General features: G+C 60.1%; 12 protein-coding genes. 8 read left to right on the top strand and 4 right to left on the bottom strand.

The window, feature by feature from the left end; genetic code table 11:
* Positions 1 to 270: 270 nt before the first annotated feature.
* The 3 genes from B0919_RS00530 to B0919_RS00520 form a co-directional block, all read right to left on the bottom strand.
* The gene (locus B0919_RS00530) at positions 271 to 2,922 is read right to left on the bottom strand and encodes a carboxypeptidase-like regulatory domain-containing protein (protein ID WP_078010239.1); all 2,652 of its coding nucleotides are present in this window, start codon (positions 2,920 to 2,922) and stop codon (positions 271 to 273) included.
* A gap of 23 nt (positions 2,923 to 2,945) precedes the next feature.
* Positions 2,946 to 3,758: a GLPGLI family protein gene (locus B0919_RS00525; RefSeq protein WP_078010238.1), complete on the bottom strand. Its 813-nt coding sequence runs from the start codon at positions 3,756 to 3,758 to the stop codon at positions 2,946 to 2,948.
* Between the two features lie 72 nt (positions 3,759 to 3,830).
* Positions 3,831 to 4,082 (bottom strand): hypothetical protein, encoded by a 252-nt coding sequence (locus B0919_RS00520; RefSeq protein ID WP_078010237.1) that lies wholly within the window; start codon positions 4,080 to 4,082, stop codon positions 3,831 to 3,833.
* Positions 4,083 to 4,592: 510 nt separating this feature from the next.
* Here B0919_RS00520 and yiaK point away from each other — a divergent pair.
* Positions 4,593 to 5,576 carry a 3-dehydro-L-gulonate 2-dehydrogenase gene (gene yiaK / locus B0919_RS00515; protein ID WP_078010236.1) on the top strand — a complete coding sequence of 328 codons (984 nt, stop codon included), beginning with the start codon at positions 4,593 to 4,595 and terminating at the stop codon, positions 5,574 to 5,576.
* A gap of 150 nt (positions 5,577 to 5,726) precedes the next feature.
* Here the strand turns inward: yiaK and B0919_RS00510 are convergent, their stop codons facing one another.
* Positions 5,727 to 6,173: a VOC family protein gene (locus B0919_RS00510; protein WP_078010235.1), complete on the bottom strand. Its 447-nt coding sequence runs from the start codon at positions 6,171 to 6,173 to the stop codon at positions 5,727 to 5,729.
* Positions 6,174 to 6,669: 496 nt separating this feature from the next.
* On the opposite strand from B0919_RS00510, the gene uvrA reads away from it, so the two are divergent.
* The 7 genes from uvrA to B0919_RS00475 all read left to right on the top strand — a co-directional run bounded on the left by uvrA (position 6,670) and on the right by B0919_RS00475 (position 15,133).
* Complete coding sequence (uvrA, locus tag B0919_RS00505) at positions 6,670 to 9,507, top strand: excinuclease ABC subunit UvrA (protein WP_078010234.1); 2,838 nt, start codon at positions 6,670 to 6,672, stop codon at positions 9,505 to 9,507.
* A gap of 76 nt (positions 9,508 to 9,583) precedes the next feature.
* On the top strand, positions 9,584 to 9,997 hold the full coding sequence (locus tag B0919_RS00500) for a DUF2251 domain-containing protein (RefSeq protein WP_078010233.1): 414 nt from the start codon (positions 9,584 to 9,586) through the stop codon (positions 9,995 to 9,997).
* Positions 9,998 to 10,052: 55 nt separating this feature from the next.
* Positions 10,053 to 10,844, top strand: a complete 792-nt coding sequence (locus B0919_RS00495; protein WP_078010232.1) for a hypothetical protein — start codon at positions 10,053 to 10,055, stop codon at positions 10,842 to 10,844.
* Between the two features lie 58 nt (positions 10,845 to 10,902).
* On the top strand, positions 10,903 to 11,667 hold the full coding sequence (gene tpiA / locus B0919_RS00490; RefSeq protein ID WP_078010231.1) for a triose-phosphate isomerase: 765 nt from the start codon (positions 10,903 to 10,905) through the stop codon (positions 11,665 to 11,667).
* Between the two features lie 239 nt (positions 11,668 to 11,906).
* Complete coding sequence (locus B0919_RS00485; RefSeq protein ID WP_254846433.1) at positions 11,907 to 12,293, top strand: DUF6150 family protein; 387 nt, start codon at positions 11,907 to 11,909, stop codon at positions 12,291 to 12,293.
* Between the two features lie 104 nt (positions 12,294 to 12,397).
* The gene (prmA, locus tag B0919_RS00480) at positions 12,398 to 13,291 is read left to right on the top strand and encodes a 50S ribosomal protein L11 methyltransferase (protein WP_254846432.1); all 894 of its coding nucleotides are present in this window, start codon (positions 12,398 to 12,400) and stop codon (positions 13,289 to 13,291) included.
* A gap of 243 nt (positions 13,292 to 13,534) precedes the next feature.
* A complete protein-coding gene (locus B0919_RS00475) occupies positions 13,535 to 15,133 on the top strand; it encodes a T9SS type A sorting domain-containing protein (protein ID WP_176132790.1) in 1,599 nt (532 codons plus the stop codon).
* The last annotated feature ends 129 nt before the right edge of the window (positions 15,134 to 15,262 follow it).

Genomic DNA, 15,262 nt, shown 5'->3' with positions numbered 1-15,262 from the left:
TCTGCGCGAAGCGCTTACGGCGGGGACACAATTAAAGTTGAGACACCAGCACCCTCATACCGTTGCATTTCCTTGGTAAGACTGGCAAGCCGGCCGGCAGCAGGCCGCGGCAAGAAGGCTGGGTACAATAGAAAACGTCGGTGCTGCCCGGCCTACGCTGCGCTTTGGCTAGCTGCACAACTAAGCTTTGGTTTGGATCAACCTTCGGCAAACAGACCCCAGGCGAAGCATAACCTTGTAGGAGCCGGTTCGGCTTCGTTTAACCCCGCGCTACAGCGAAAATTTGATTACTGCCAGGAGTTGCATGGGGCGCAAGCGGTAAGTACTTTGGATAAAGGTGTAGCTGTTTACCGTATTCGAGGTGTACTCCTTGATATTGAAGATGTTACTCCATTGTATTTCCAGGTCTATCTTCTTTTCGCCAATGGTATAGCGGTAAAGCAAGTCGCCGAATACGGCTCTGTTTTGATTGGCTAAATACCTGTTTTCGTAATAATCACTGCTCAGCTTCACGTAATGATTGGGCGCGGGGTACAGGTTCAGGTTCAACACATGTTCGTGGCCGAAAGAGGACGTGGCAGCCCCTGCGTCAACTGCCGTTCGCAGGAATACACCCTTGGCCTGATAGTCCAGCCCAAACCACTGCCGCAGCTGCGTATTTAGTTTGAAGGTGGCGGTGGCCCCCTGGTTGCGCACCTGGGTCAGCACCTCGTTCAGAAGCTGGGGCTGTTTGCCGCTGTGCAACGTCGCGCCGAGGCTGACGGTCGTCTTAAGTTCGCCAACGAATTTGCTTAGCTGCCCCGACAGGTTGTGCCGGCTCGAATAGTTATATCGGTTTCGGTACGTCAGCTCAGTGGTGCCGTCTTCCTGCACCTGGCTGCGGTACAGTAGGTTATTGCCCGTTTCAGCGTACGAATAAGCCAGGTGGGCAAAGCGCGCCCGGAGCGCATTCTTGTGGTACACGCTTAGCGTGTAGCTCTGCACCGTGCGCTGCGAAAGCGGAACCGCGTTGCGCTGCAGATTGCGGTAGTCGCGCAAAATGTAGCCGTAGTTGAGCTGCGTCGCGTCGCCGAAATGCCGGGAAAGCTGGTAGGTGGCCGAGGTGTACCACTGCGGGGTGAAGTCGTAGCGGGCATACACCTGCGGCTCTGCCGTCACCACGCGCAGCTGCTGGCCTTGGTCCAGGTTGGCGTCGGTTACTGCAAAGTGCCATAGCCGGATGGGCAGTGCGATGCTGGCATTCCAGGAACGGGCTTTGTAGGCTGCCTCCACCTGCCCGTTGCCTTGGTAGCTGGTCAAGGACAGCGCATTCTCAAAGCTCTTGCCCAGCGGCGTCTCACCGGCCGGCTCCTGGCGATACAGCGCGGAAGCGAGGCGTTGCTGCCGGGCTTCGAACCCGGCACCCGCCGTGGCCGTCCAGCGCCGCCACGTTCTGGTGCTGCTCAGCGAGTTGGTGGTGGTCCACTCGGCCAGAGTGACCTGCTGCCGCGCGCCCGGGTAAGCCTGCCCGCCCCCGAGCACCGCCGCAAACGGACCCGGGGCGACGGTTAACTGCTGCGGTGCCCGGTCGAACGAGACGTAAGACGCCAGCGTTAGTAACTGCCCGCCCAGCGGCTGCACCAGGCGCAAGGTGTTGGACAAGGCGGCGTAAGGCACTCGTAGTACCTGGCTGACCGGCGAAGGGCCCTGACTGCGCTGTACTTCGCCCTGCTGCCTGTTGCAGTAGCCCGTCAGCGAAAGCGTGTTTTTGAAATACTGGCGCTTGGTGTTTTTCAGCAGCGTCAGGTTGGTTTGCGCCGATTGGTAAGTCAGGCGGTTGATTTTGGCTTCGGTGAGCTGCACGGTGTCATCCGGCAGGTAGAAGAAAGTAGCCGTGGCGCCCCGCTGCTTCTGGTGGTCCTGCAGGTAGTAGGCATTGACGCGCAGTTGCAACTCATCCGATACCTTCCGGAGGTAGTTTAAGGTCAGCAGGTGAGCGTTGTTGAACAAATAGCGCTTACTGTCCACGGCAGGCGTAGCAAGCCGCTGGATGCCTACGAGTTCGGGCTTGTTTAGGTCCCGGGCCGAAGAAGTTCGCAGGTCTTCCAGGCTCAGCTGCTTCAGGTTCACGCCCAGATCGTGGCCCACGTTGTCGGCCTGGTAGGAAGCCAGAAGCTGCTGCCCGCTGCCCAGAACGATGGGCGTTACGTTGGCTTGCCAGCGCACCGGCGGCAGCCCCAGGCCCAGCGTAGCGGTACCAGTGGTCGTTATGGCTTTTTTGAGCTTGATATTGAGCGAAGCCCGCGTGGAGGCCGCCACGCCGCTAAGCACTTGCACGGGCTGGTGATTTTCCAGGATCTGCACCGCTTCCACGGTTTCGGCCGGCAGGTTTTTGGTAGCCAGGTTGTACTGGCCCTCCAGCAGGTCCAGTCCTTCGATGTAGAACTTCTGAATGGGCTTGCCCTCGTACAGCACCCGGCCGTCGCTTTCTACCTCCACCCCCGGCAGCTTGCGCAGCACATCCACGATGGCCCGGTCTTTTTGGTCGGCAAAAGCCGCCACCGAATAGCTAAGCGTGTCGCCGCGTCGGCGGATGGGCATGTTGCCCTGAATGACCACTTCCTTGAGCTGCTGTTCTCCGGGGCGCAGCAGGAAATTAACCTGCTGGTTGCGGTTGGCCACGGCAAAAGACTGGACTACATAATTTAGGGAGCGGGCCCGCACCACGAGCGTATCAGCCGCTGAAGTTATTGTAATGGAAAAATTGCCTGCCGCATTCGTAATGGCGAAGCCCAGGGTGGTGCTATCCCGCGATTCTACCGTAACGCTGATATCGGCCAGCGGGCGGCGCTCGGGGCTGCTTACCTGCCCGGTAATTAGCGTTTGGGCACTAGCCAGCGAAGCATATAGCCATAATACACATATGCGGAGATACACAGACATAACGGGCAGGGAGCAGGCCTTCGCTACTTCATAAGTTCGATGGGGTTATTGCGCTTCTTCATTTTCTCCTGGTGCCGGCGCTTCATTTCCTCCGGCTCGCCATAAACCGACCCGCGCTGTGCCATTATGTCCACGGCGTTTAGGTCGTAGTTGCGCTTGGCTTTGGTGTATTCTGCTTTGGTGATGGTCGTGGCTTTACGAGCTGGCAACTCCAATACGGCTGGGCTAGCCAGTTTTTGCAGCGAGCTAAGCGTAAACGTGTAGTAGTTTTTGGTATCGTTGGCTTTTATAATCAGGCCCGGCAAGCCGTGAAACTTGTACGGGCCGTCGCTGCTGGGAACCTCGTTGGTAAACCACGCCTCCCAACGCCGCCCCCCAAATGCCGAAGTTGCTTTCTGGCACTTGTAACCGGAAATTACGGCTTTCTCGGGCGTAATCTGCCAGGCAAATGAAGACTCCGGCTCTTGGTAGCGGTACTGGTCGATGTACACCTCATCGTAAACCACGACTTCCTTCTTGCGCAGGTCCTTAAAAATAATCGAGCTGAAATAGGTCTTAGGCAGCTTGGAAGCGTCGAAGGACATTTGGAAGGCCATGGCGTCCTTGGGTACATTCAAGACCACAGAGTCCAGAAGCGCCTTGTTGATAGTCTGGTATTTGGATATATTATTTCCTAGTAGCAATACCCCGTATTCAGTTCTTAAGTTATTGATATTGGTCGAATCAGGCCGGAACATTATTTTATAAATGCACTTTATGTTGGCCTGATTTTGGGCCTGTGCGTAGGTAGCGCCAGCCAGCCCGGCTAACAGCAGAAGGTGGGGTAGATTTTTCATATTCGGGGAGCGGCATCAAGAAAAGTGGGCGCCAAACAAGTTGACGCCCACATATTGTGCGTACGACAATTATTAGTCGCCGCAATAAGCTTCTTCAGCAGCAATTACTTTGGTTATAATTTCGGAGGTCGTTTCGCCGCACTCCTGGCCGTGCAGGCCACAGGATAGGGTTACATCCACGCAGTTGTAGTCAAAAACGGCGGCCGACAATTGGGCGTTTTCGGTAGGGACAGTTTTGTCTTCTTTGGTTACAACGGGGCTGGTCGTTGCAAATACTGAGAAAGACGAAAACAACAGGGCGGCAAATACTAAGCTTTTTTTCATGGGAAGTAGGTGTTATTGCACTATGTATTAATGGTACTCAGACAGCTGAATTTCAAGTAGGAGTAGCTGCTGCATAAAGCTGGGTGGTCAGCCCGTCAGAACCGCGCTGTGTGTAAGTATGCCTCAAAGTAGGAGAACATGCAGCCACATAGCAGGCATAAGCTGACTCGCTGAGGACTTGTACTATAGTTGGCTAATTTATGAAATAGGGGATATTGTCTGCTGTCATATTCAAGCGTTCGTTGTTGTAAGACAAGGCTTGGCGTCTCAGGTAACGTATTGTGTGACATGTGATTTATGCGATATTCCAGATCTAGGTTCACCAAGCCCCGGTTGGAGCGCCCGGCTCAGCGCCTTCAGATAAGGTTTGGTCGGTGTAACAGGCAGAACGGGTACATACTAAGCCTGATGCGGCGGGAGGCGCTACCAACGGTAGCAGCTATACCTTGCGCCGACAAGCCCAGAGGCCCGGGCCAGCCGTAGGAAGCCTTTTACCTGACTTACCGCCGTATGAGCTTACGCGTTCCTTACCAACAACTGCAGCAGGAATTCAAGCGCGTGCTGCTAACGCTGCAGTTCTCCGAAGCCAAAGCCGAGCACTGTGCCACCATTTTCGCCCAAAACAGCCGCGACGGGGTGTACACCCACGGCCTGAACCGCTTTCCGGCCTTTGTGCAGGCTGTGCGCCAGGGCCGCGTCGACCCGGCCGCCGAGCCGGAATGCGTGGAGCGCATGGGGGCCTTGGAGCGCTGGGACGGGCATTTGGCGCCGGGAGTGTACAGCGCGTGGCAGGGCATGGCACGGGCCATCGATCTGGCCAAAGAGCACGGCATCGGTTGCGTGGCCCTAGGCAACACCAACCACTGGATGCGCGGCGGCACCTACGGCTGGCAGGCCGCCGATGCGGGCTGCATTGGCATCTGCTTTACCAATACCATTGCCAACGTTACGCCCTGGGGCGGCCAGGATGCCCGGCTGGGCAACAACCCACTCGTCATAGCCGTGCCGCGCAGTCCCGAGCCACCCGTAGTGCTCGACATGGCCCTATCGCAGTATTCCTACGGCAAGCTCAGCACCTACGCGGCGCGAGGCGAAGCGCTGCCCGTGCCCGGCGGCTACGACCAGCAGGGCCAACTAACCACCGACCCCAAGCAGATTCTGGCCTCGCAGCGCGGCTTGCCCATCGGCTTCTGGAAAGGCTCCGGCCTCTCCCTGGTGCTCGATGTATTACTCACTGCCCTGACCGGCGGCCGCTCCACTGCCGCCATCAGCCAAAGCGGCGAGGAGTACGGCGTGTCTCAGTGCTTCATTGCCCTACACCGGCCCGAGATGCACGCGTCGCTCATCGACGACATCATCCGCTATACCAAAAGCAGCAGCCCCGACGGCGCGGTGCGCTACTCCGGTGAGCAGTCCTGGGCCACGCGGCAGCAGAACCTGGCGCAGTGTATTCCGGTGCAGGAAGATATCTGGCAGCAGGTGCTGGGAATGTAAAAAAGGAGCGAAAAGGGCTGCCTACCCGCCATGCTGAGGCACAAGCGGACGACTTTCAGCGCCGGGAATGGATGCGGCTGATTGGGCCTGCATGCAAAAGACAGCGCCGCCTCGGTAGAACCAGGCGGCGCGGTGCGTGCTGTTGGTTATCTATTGCCCAGCTGTGGCAGCGTCCGCGGGCTCCCATAGCTCGATCTTGTTGCCTTCGGCATCCATGATATGGACGAATTTTCCGTAGTCGTAAGTCGCAATATCGTCGAGAATGGTTACGCCGTTGTCCTTGAGCTTACTTACCAGTCCTTCAATATTCTGCACCCGGTAGTTAATCATGAATTCTTTTTCTGAAGGCGCGAAATAGTCACTGCCTTTTTTAAAAGGGCTCCATTGGAGTTGGTTTACCTCGTCAGGGCGGTCAATATTCCTGGATTCAAAAGTTGAACCCCACTCATTGACTTCAATCCCTAAATTGTTGGTGTACCAGTCCCTTGCTGCCTGGGGGTTGTCAGAGAAAAAGAAAATACCACCGATGCCAGTCACCTTAGGAATAGCCTCAGTAGCTGCGGCGGCGCTTCCAGCCTTATTTTCTTGTGCTTCCATATCTTGACTGCATTATTGCTTTTAAAATCTGCTAGAGTTGAAAAGGCCTTGTTGTTAATATGGCCTTTCGTTATAGCGGATGAGTGGATGTAGGCTTTGGGTTTATAAAAGATAAAAGCATAAGGCCTATGCCAACTCCCGTTAATGATCCTGCGGCGAAGTCGGATACATGGGCGAAGTGCAGGGTTATTTGAGCTGCGGTGCTAACCATTAGCCCCGCAAACAGGAAGGCGCTTCTGTGATTTTTCATTTGTTTTCAGGCTGATAGTGGAATTCTGGGGCTTCTTTCGCATCTGTATAAGCCGTTTTTCATTCGCGACAAATCTGCAAATGCAATCGGCGTAGGACAGATGCTTGAAGATATAGAAGCTTTGACGGGCAAGCAAGTCTGCTCACTTACCAACCACACCCCGCCCCGTCGTACCTTCGCCGGCCTTTCCGTCGCTAATCACGTTAGCCGAAACCTTAGCGGTAGGAAACGCTGTTAGAGGAACCTATGGCCCAGGAGAACCTGCAAGTCGCCGCCGCCCCGGCGGACGACCCGATTGATCAGCTCGATCCGCGCGAGTACATAATCATCAAGAACGCGCGGGTGCACAACCTCAAGAACCTGAGCGTGGCTTTTCCGCGCAACAAGTTCATCGTCGTCACGGGCCTCTCGGGCTCGGGCAAATCTTCCCTGGCGTTTGACACGCTTTACGCCGAGGGGCAGCGCATGTACGTGGAGAGCCTAAGCTCCTACGCCCGCCAGTTTTTGGGGCGCATGGACAAGCCCGATGTGGACTACATCCGCGGCATTTCGCCGGCCATTGCCATCGAGCAGAAAGTGACGGTGCGCAACAACCGCTCGACGGTGGGCACCAGCACCGAGATATACGACTACCTCAAGCTCTTCTTCGCCCGCGTGGGCCGCACCTACTCGCCCGTATCAGGGCAGGAAGTGCGCAAGGACCAGGTGTCGGACGTGGTGGACTACCTGTTCTCGCTGCCCGCCGATACCCGCGTAATGGTGCTGGCCCCGCTGCTGCCCGCTGAGGACGGCCGCCCGCTGCGCAAGGAGCTGGACCTGCTGCTGCAGAAAGGCTACGCCCGCGTCATCATCAACGGCGAAATGGCCTTCATCGAGGACCTGCTGGCCGAGGGGCAGCCGGAACCGACAGGGGAGTTGCAGATCATGATTGACCGCGCCGTGATTCAGCCCGGCGACGAAGACCTGCAGTTTCGCCTCTCCGATTCGGTGCAGACCGCCTTTTTCGAGGGCCACGGCACTTGCTTCATCAAGCTGGCCGAGGAGACGCGCACCTTCTCCGACCGTTTTGAGCTGGACGGCATTACCTTCGAGGAGCCCAACGTCAACTTCTTCACCTTCAACAACCCGTACGGCGCCTGCCCGCGCTGCGAAGGGTTCGGCTCGGTGCTCGGCATCGACCCGGAACTGGTGATTCCCGACAAGACGCTGACCGTGTTTGAGGGCGCCGTGGCGCCCTGGCGCACCGAAAAGCAGAGCGAGTGGCTGAAGCCGCTGCTCAAGAATGGCATCCGCTTCGACTTCCCCATTCACCGGCCCTACAACGAGCTGAGTGAGGCCGAGCAGCGCCTGCTGTGGGAAGGCAACAAGTACTTCCAGGGCCTGAACGACTACTTCGACTGGGTGCAGGAGCAGACGCACAAGATTCAGTACCGCGTGCTGCTCTCGCGCTACCGCGGCCGCACCGTGTGCCCCGACTGCCGCGGCACCCGCCTGCGCAAAGACGCGCAGTACGTCAAAATCAACGGCAAGAGCATTAGCGACATCGTGCTGATGCCGATTTCGGATGCGCTCGGCTTTTTCGACAACCTCTCGCTCACCGAGCATGAGAAGGGCGTGTCGGACCGGCTGGTGACGGAGGTGCACAACCGCCTGAGCTATCTGGTGCGCGTGGGTCTGGGCTACCTCACGCTCAACCGCCTCTCCAACACGCTCTCGGGTGGCGAGTCGCAGCGCATTCAGCTGGCTACTTCGCTGGGCTCGGCGCTGGTGGGCTCCATGTACGTGCTCGACGAACCGAGCATCGGCCTGCACCCCAAGGACGCGGAGCAGCTCATCGGCGTGCTGCGCAGCCTGCAGCAGCTGGGCAATACCGTGGTGGTGGTGGAGCACGAGGAGAAGATGATGGAAGAGGCCGACCAGATCATCGACATCGGGCCGGAAGCCGGCTCGGGCGGCGGCAACCTCATGTTTCAGGGCACTTACCAGGAAATCCTCGAAGACGACAAAACCTACACCGGCCAGTACCTCAGCGGCAAAATGGAGGTGCCGGTGCCGGCCGTGCGCCGGCCCTGGCGCAACGCGCTGGAGGTCGTCGGGGCCCGCGAAAACAACCTGAAGAACCTGACGGTGAAGTTTCCGCTGGGCGTGATGACGGTGGTGACGGGCGTGTCGGGCTCGGGCAAATCGACCCTAGTGAAGCGCATTCTGTACCCGGGGCTGGCCCGGCACCTGGGCGGCACGGCCTCGGAGAGCATCGGCAAGTTCGACAAGCTGGGCGGCGACCTGTCGGCCGTGTCGCACGTGGAATTTGTGGACCAGAACCCTATCGGCAAGAGCAGCCGCTCGAACCCGGTGACCTACGTGAAGGCCTACGACGCCATCCGCACCTTGTTTGCCGACCAGCAGTTGGCCAAGGCCCGCGGGCTCAAACCCTCGCACTTCAGCTTCAACATCGAGGGCGGCCGCTGCGAGGTGTGCCAGGGCGAAGGCCAGGTGAAGATCGAGATGCAGTTCATGGCCGACATCTACCTGACCTGCGAAGCCTGCGGCGGGCGCAAGTTCAAGCAGGACATCCTCGACGTGAAGTACAAGGAAAAGAGCATCGACGAGGTGCTGGAGCTGACGGTGGAGGATTCCCTGGACTTCTTCGCCGATCAGCCGAAGGTGGCCGAGCGTCTGAAGCCGCTCAACGACGTGGGCCTGGGCTACATCCGCCTGGGGCAGTCGGCCAATACGCTGTCGGGCGGCGAGGCCCAGCGCGTGAAGCTGGCGTCGTTCCTCACGAAGGGCAATACCTTGCAGTCCGACAAAATCCTGTTCGTGTTCGACGAGCCGAGCACCGGCCTGCACTTCCACGACATCAACAAGCTGCTCACGGCGCTGAACGCGCTGGTGGAGCAGGGCAACTCGGTGCTCATCATCGAGCACAACATGGACATCGTGAAGGCCGCCGACTGGCTCATCGACCTCGGGCCCGAAGGCGGCATCAACGGCGGGCACCTCTTGTTTGAGGGCACGCCGGAAGAGTTTGTCAAGCACAAGGACTCGAACCACACGGCGCGGTTCCTGGCCGAAAAGCTGTAATTGTCCCACCGAAGCAATTCAGCGTAGAATAAAGGAGCCGCGCTGGTGCGGCTCCTTTTCATTTGCCCCGTTACCCATGCCTTCCGGAGTCGAAGAAAAATTAATGATTGGCCAGCCCGAGCCGGGCGACGAAAGCCGGCTGATGAACAGCCAGGCCACCGGCGGCGTCTACGAAGTCATGTTCGAGGACGACGGCACTACGGGCTATTTCTACGCCATCCGCAACAAGCCGGAGACGGAAATTGCCGATGCCCTGCACGTCTACAACGTGGACGATATTGCCGACCGGCACAAGCCCGTCACGGCCCAGATCATCTGGAACGAAGCCGAGGACGCGGCGGCCTTCATCATCAACGGCTACTGCCACGCCCTCTACGACTTTCGGCAGCAGGCGGGCTTCTGCCGCAACGCCTTCCCGCCGCCCCGCCACGAGCAGGCCGCCCCGCGCGAGCTGACCGACGAGCTGGTGGACCAGTACTTCGCCGCCTGATCGGAAAGTCGACCGTAGCCGTAGAACAATGCTTCGATGCCGTGTTGTACTACGTATGGAAACTTCCGCTAACTCCGCTTCTTACCCCGCTTCCGGGGCTTCCGTGCAGCTGTGGCGCTGGCTGAGCAGCGCGGCCATCTTTGGGTGCATCGTCCTGAACTATTGGTGGAACGCGCGCCCTGCCAACGGACAGAGCATGGGCACCGTGTCGGCGCAGTATCCCATGCTGCTCACGCCGGCGGGCTGGGCCTTTAGCATCTGGGGCGTGATATTTCTGGCGCTGGCCGTGTACGCGGTGTGGCAGCTGCTGCCCGCGCAGCGCCGCAACCCGCTGCCCGACGCCGTGGCCCGCCCCCTGACGGTGGCCAGCGTGGCCGCCGCGCTGTGGGTGGTGTGCTTCAGTTACGAGGCCATCGGAATCTGCACTGTGCTCATGCTGCTCACGCTGTCCATGCTGATTCTGGCGTATGGCCGGGCCCGCCGCCTGGTGCTGGAGCGTGCTTCGCCGCGGCCGTCGAGTTGGCCCTTGTCCTTGTTTATGGGCTGGATAACGGTGGCTACGGCGGTCAACGTAACCCTGGGCCTGCGCGACCTGGGCTGGACCGCGCCGCTCAACCTGAGCGTGCTACTGAGCGTGGTGCTGCTGGCCGTGGTGGTGGCGCTGGGCTTGCTGCTCAGTTCTTTCTTCCGCGACGCGGTATATCCCGTGGTGCTGGCCTGGGGCCTGCTGGGCATCTGGTACGTGCGCCGCTTCGATGTGCCCGAGCTGGGGTGGCTGGCCCTGGCCGGAGCCCTGCTGGTGGCCGTGGGCGGAATAACCCTGGCTTGGCGCCGCCACCGGGCCTAAGCGCGTGACGCGGGCTGATTGGGTGCTAACTTAGCCGCCCCAACCCCAACTCCCCGCTATGCGCAAGAACATCGTCGCCGGCAACTGGAAGATGAACACCACGCTCCAGGATGCCCAGGCACTCGTATCGGAAATCGTGAACATGGTGCAGGACGAAGCTACCGGCTCGGCCGTAGAAGTCGTTATCTGCCCGCCCTTCCCGCTGCTGCCGGTGGTAGGCCGGCTGCTGCCTGAAGGCGGCCAGCTGCACCTCGGCGCCCAGAACTGCCACCAGAAAGAAAGCGGCGCCTTCACCGGCGAGGTATCGGCCCGGCTGCTGGCCTCCATCGGCACCGAGTATGTCATCCTGGGCCACTCCGAGCGCCGCCAGTACTTCCGCGAAGACGACGAGCTGCTGAGTCAGAAGCTAAAAGCGGCCCTGGCAGCCGGCCTGAAGCCCATCTTTTGCGTGGGCGAGTCGCTGGAAACCCGCGAGGCCGACGATACTTTCGCTTACATCGGGAAGCAGCTGAAAGAGGGCCTGTTTCACCTCTCCAACGAGGAGTTTGCGCAGGTCGTGGTGGCCTACGAGCCCATCTGGGCCATCGGCACGGGCAAGACGGCTACCAGCCAGCAAGCCCAGGAGGTGCACGCCTTCATCCGCGAGCAGATTGCCCGCGCCTACGACGCCAAGCAGGCCCTGAACACCACCATCCTGTACGGCGGCTCGGCCAATGCCCAGAACGCCCGCGAGCTGTTCAGCCAGCCCGACGTGGACGGCGGCCTGATCGGCGGCGCTTCCCTGAAGTCGCGCGACTTCGTCGAAATCATCAAGTCGTTCTAATGCCTGTGGTGCCATGACTCCAGAGTCGTGGCACCACGCTTTTGAGCGGCATACTTCAGGCATTGAAGCCGCTATCCGCCGCGCTAACGCTGTTTTTAGGTTTTGTAAACGAGTTTACGGGCTAAAGGAATTAGTTTAGTAAACCTGCTTACAGAGCTCGGGCGCGTAGCCTTGCGGCCGCAGACGAACCAAAGCGGCGCGGTCCTTGTCATCGGCGCTGAAAGCTTTCCGTTTCCATCATGTTCCTGACTACCCTCGTTTCGGCGCTGCTCTGGTGGCAGCCTGCCGCCCCGGCCGTAAGCGCCCCCCTGGCGCCGCGTGTGCAGCAAGGCGGGGGCTACGCCGACCCGTGCAAAATCTACGGCTCCATCTACCTGGAGCGTGACCCGCGCCGCCGCGGCTTTTGCTCGGCCACTGTGTATGTAGAGCAGCAGGAGGCTTTTGCCAGCTTGGTCGTGTACCAGGAGGCCAATAAGCTCTTCGCCGACAAAGCCGGCCTGTGGTACATCACCGAGGCCCGCGACTTCGCTGACTACACCGTGCTGGTCACCAACAACCGCAGCTTCGCCGATTTCGGCATCTACTACACCAAGGTGCGCGCCTTTGCCGGCTGCAAGCAGGATTAAGCTAGAAACCAGCCGCCGGCCGATTATCTGCCGCCCCGCGCTACCAGCCGGGGCGGCTTTTTTGTGCCCGCACCCAAAAAGCGCCGCATCTTTGTAGTCCCGATGTGCCGAATCCGCTGCCTGAGCACATCAGCACATTCAAGCACAAGCACATTCAAGACATGGACTTCATCGAACTGCGCGTCACCTGCCCGGCCGACCTCGCCGACATCCTCATTGCCGAACTCGGCCAGCTCAGCTTCGACACCTTCGAGGAAAACGAACAGGGCTTCTGCGCCTATACCACCGAGGACGCCTTCGATAAAGACGGCACCCAGGCCATCATCGGCAAGTACCAGGACTGGCCCGAAGGCATGCCCGCCGCGGAAAGCCGCGTGATTACGCGCCAGAACTGGAACACGGAGTGGGAAAAGAACTTCGAGCCGCTGGTCATCGGGGATAAAGTCTCGGTGCGCGCGCCCTTCCACGACGCCCGGCCCGACCTGCCCTACGACATCGTGATTATGCCGCGCATGTCCTTCGGCACCGGCCACCACAACACCACGGCGCTGATGATTGAAAACCAGCTGACCGTGGACCACCAAGGCAAGCGCGTGCTCGACATGGGCTGCGGCACCGGCATTCTGGCCATCATGGCCGTGCACCTCGGCGCCGATTACGTGCTGGCTGTGGACGTAGAGCCCTGGACGGCTGAAAACGCGGCCGACAACGCACTGGAAAACAACGTGCAGGACAAGGTGGAAGCTCGCCTCGGCGACATCACGGCCCTGGAAGGGGAGAAGCCTTTCGACCTCATTCTGGCCAACATCAACCGCAACGTGCTGCTTGACGACATGGCCGCGTATCACCAGTACCTGCAGCCCGGCGGCCCCATCATTTTCTCCGGCTTCTACGAAGAAGACCTGCACCTGATCCGCGAGGCGGCCGAGCGTGAAGGCTTCCGCTACGAGTCGCACCGGGTGCGCAACCACTGGGTATCGGCCATCTTCTACAAGTAACAAGCCCTGAACCCCCTAAGGCAAACGCCCGGAGCTGTATAGGTTCCGGGCGTTTTCTTTTGAAGCAAAGGGAATGGTGGCCGGTATTTTGGATAAGTTATTTTATAATAAAAATTGTTAAAGTTTTATATTAGGCAGCTTTCGGAGCAGAGCCAAAGCTGGTGAGCTGCTGCGCGGTGTCGTCCACGGGCATCCATGGGATGAACAGAGAACATGAGTCTGGTTCAATTGATGGGTTATCTGATGAAACGAGTACTGAGTATCCTCTTGTTGGTGCTGCTCGCCGCGCTGGCGCAGCCGGGATGGGCGCAGGCGCCGCGCTGGCAATGGGCAGATGCGCAGCCCTTCACGGTGCGCGCCGTGGCAGCCGATGCGGCCGGCAATGCCTACGTGACCGGAAGCTTTACCGGCACCATCCGGGTGGGGCGGTTTCAACTGACGAGTACCAGCACCATAGCCGACCTGATTGTAGTCAAATTCAGCCCGCAAGGGCAGCCGGAGTGGGCCACTACCCTGGGGGCGCTGGCGCCCTCGCCCGTCGTAAGCAACCGCACGTACGCGGCAGGCGTCGACATCAGCGTGGATGCGCAGAATGGAGGCGTAGCGGTAGTAGGCGGCATGAGCGGATTATTCGGGCCCAACGTGCCGGGCATCAGCCTGGACCCGACCCGCTACCAGGGCGACAACATGCTGGTGCTCCGGCTGTCGGCCAGCGGGCAAATACAGTGGGCGGTGCAAGCCGGCAGCAGTGCCGGGTTCCCGACGCGCGGCAACGCCATTGCCACGGATGCGCAAGGCAATAGCTACATCACCGGCAACGGCTACGGCTTCGCACTCAGCAACGGCCCCCTTATCTCGACGGGCGCCCGGCAGATGTTCGTGATATCCCTGAACCGGGCCGGCAGCTTCCGCTGGAATACGCCCACGTTTGCCAACCTGGGCGCGTCCGGGCTCGATATTGCGGCCGATGAGGTCGGCAGCGTGTACGTCTTGGGCTCGTATGTCGGGCCGTTTAGCATCGGCGGGGTAGAGCTAGCCCGACAGACCGGCTCCGCGCTGGCTCGCCTCAACAGCAGCACCGGCACGGTGGTCTGGGCCCGCGGCGACCAGGAAGGGGCTACTTCGCTGGCCGTGGAGCCACAGGGCGGGGCCTACGTAGCGGGCAGCTTCAGCGGCACCTACCAGCTTGACGCCGCCAGTATCAGCGCCAGCGCGGCCCGCGAAGCCTTTCTGGCCCGGTTTACGGCCGGCGGCGCCGTGACCTGGCTAAAAGCCCTGGGCACCATTACCACGGCCGGCGTCCGCGTCGCCCGCGCCGATACCGGGCCCGTGGTGCTGCTCAAGCGTTCGGCCACGGTAGCGGCGGTGCTCGGCCTGAGCAATGCCGGCGCCATAAGCTGGGAAGAGCAGGCTACCGGCGTCGAGTCGGCGGAAGGGCTGGCCGTGGCGCCCGGTGCCGGGCCGCGGCAGCGGCGGGTGCTGGTAGGGGGGCAGTTTGCGGGCCGGGCCAGCTTCCCGCCCCATACGCTCCAAGCCAATGGCAGCAGCAGTTACCTAGCCTCGTTGCTGTACACGGTGCCGGCCGCTCCGCCGGCTAGCCTCTCGGCTACCGTCTTCCCCAACCCCGCGCGGGGCCGGTTTTCCGTGCTCCTGCCGCCGCTGTCCGGCATCAGCGCGTCCCTCATCAACTCGCAGGGCCGGGTGATGCGCACCGAGGCCGACTTCCTGCCGGGCAAACTCGATGACAAGCAACTGGACGTGGTGGACCTGCCGCGGGGACTTTACATTTTGCGCGTCAGCTGGAACGGCGAAGTCACCACGGTACAAGTACAGCTGATCTAAGAATACGGCCTGCCGCTTATAAATCTGCCGCTGCCGAAGCGCCTGCTTACTCAGGGCCCATGAGCTGGCTCAGTAAGGCGGGGCTTTGGCAGCGGCGTGTCGTATATAGAGATTTTAATATGAAGCTCG

The organism is Hymenobacter sp. CRA2 (genome assembly GCF_002007105.1).
GTDB lineage: Bacteria > Bacteroidota > Bacteroidia > Cytophagales > Hymenobacteraceae > Solirubrum.
This window is presented reverse-complemented; position numbering and strand designations above follow the sequence as displayed.

Coding starts and splice junctions, on each gene's coding strand:
- B0919_RS00525 (WP_078010238.1), bottom strand. CDS start 3,758: ATGAAAAATCTACCCCACCTTCTGCTGTTAGCCGGGCTGGCTGGCGCT.
- B0919_RS00485 (WP_254846433.1), top strand. CDS start 11,907: ATGTTCCTGACTACCCTCGTTTCGGCGCTGCTCTGGTGGCAGCCTGCC.
- uvrA (WP_078010234.1), top strand. CDS start 6,670: ATGGCCCAGGAGAACCTGCAAGTCGCCGCCGCCCCGGCGGACGACCCG.
- B0919_RS00500 (WP_078010233.1), top strand. CDS start 9,584: ATGCCTTCCGGAGTCGAAGAAAAATTAATGATTGGCCAGCCCGAGCCG.
- B0919_RS00510 (WP_078010235.1), bottom strand. CDS start 6,173: ATGGAAGCACAAGAAAATAAGGCTGGAAGCGCCGCCGCAGCTACTGAG.
- B0919_RS00495 (WP_078010232.1), top strand. CDS start 10,053: ATGGAAACTTCCGCTAACTCCGCTTCTTACCCCGCTTCCGGGGCTTCC.
- B0919_RS00520 (WP_078010237.1), bottom strand. CDS start 4,082: ATGAAAAAAAGCTTAGTATTTGCCGCCCTGTTGTTTTCGTCTTTCTCA.
- B0919_RS00530 (WP_078010239.1), bottom strand. CDS start 2,922: ATGTCTGTGTATCTCCGCATATGTGTATTATGGCTATATGCTTCGCTG.
- B0919_RS00475 (WP_176132790.1), top strand. CDS start 13,535: ATGAAACGAGTACTGAGTATCCTCTTGTTGGTGCTGCTCGCCGCGCTG.
- tpiA (WP_078010231.1), top strand. CDS start 10,903: ATGCGCAAGAACATCGTCGCCGGCAACTGGAAGATGAACACCACGCTC.
- yiaK (WP_078010236.1), top strand. CDS start 4,593: ATGAGCTTACGCGTTCCTTACCAACAACTGCAGCAGGAATTCAAGCGC.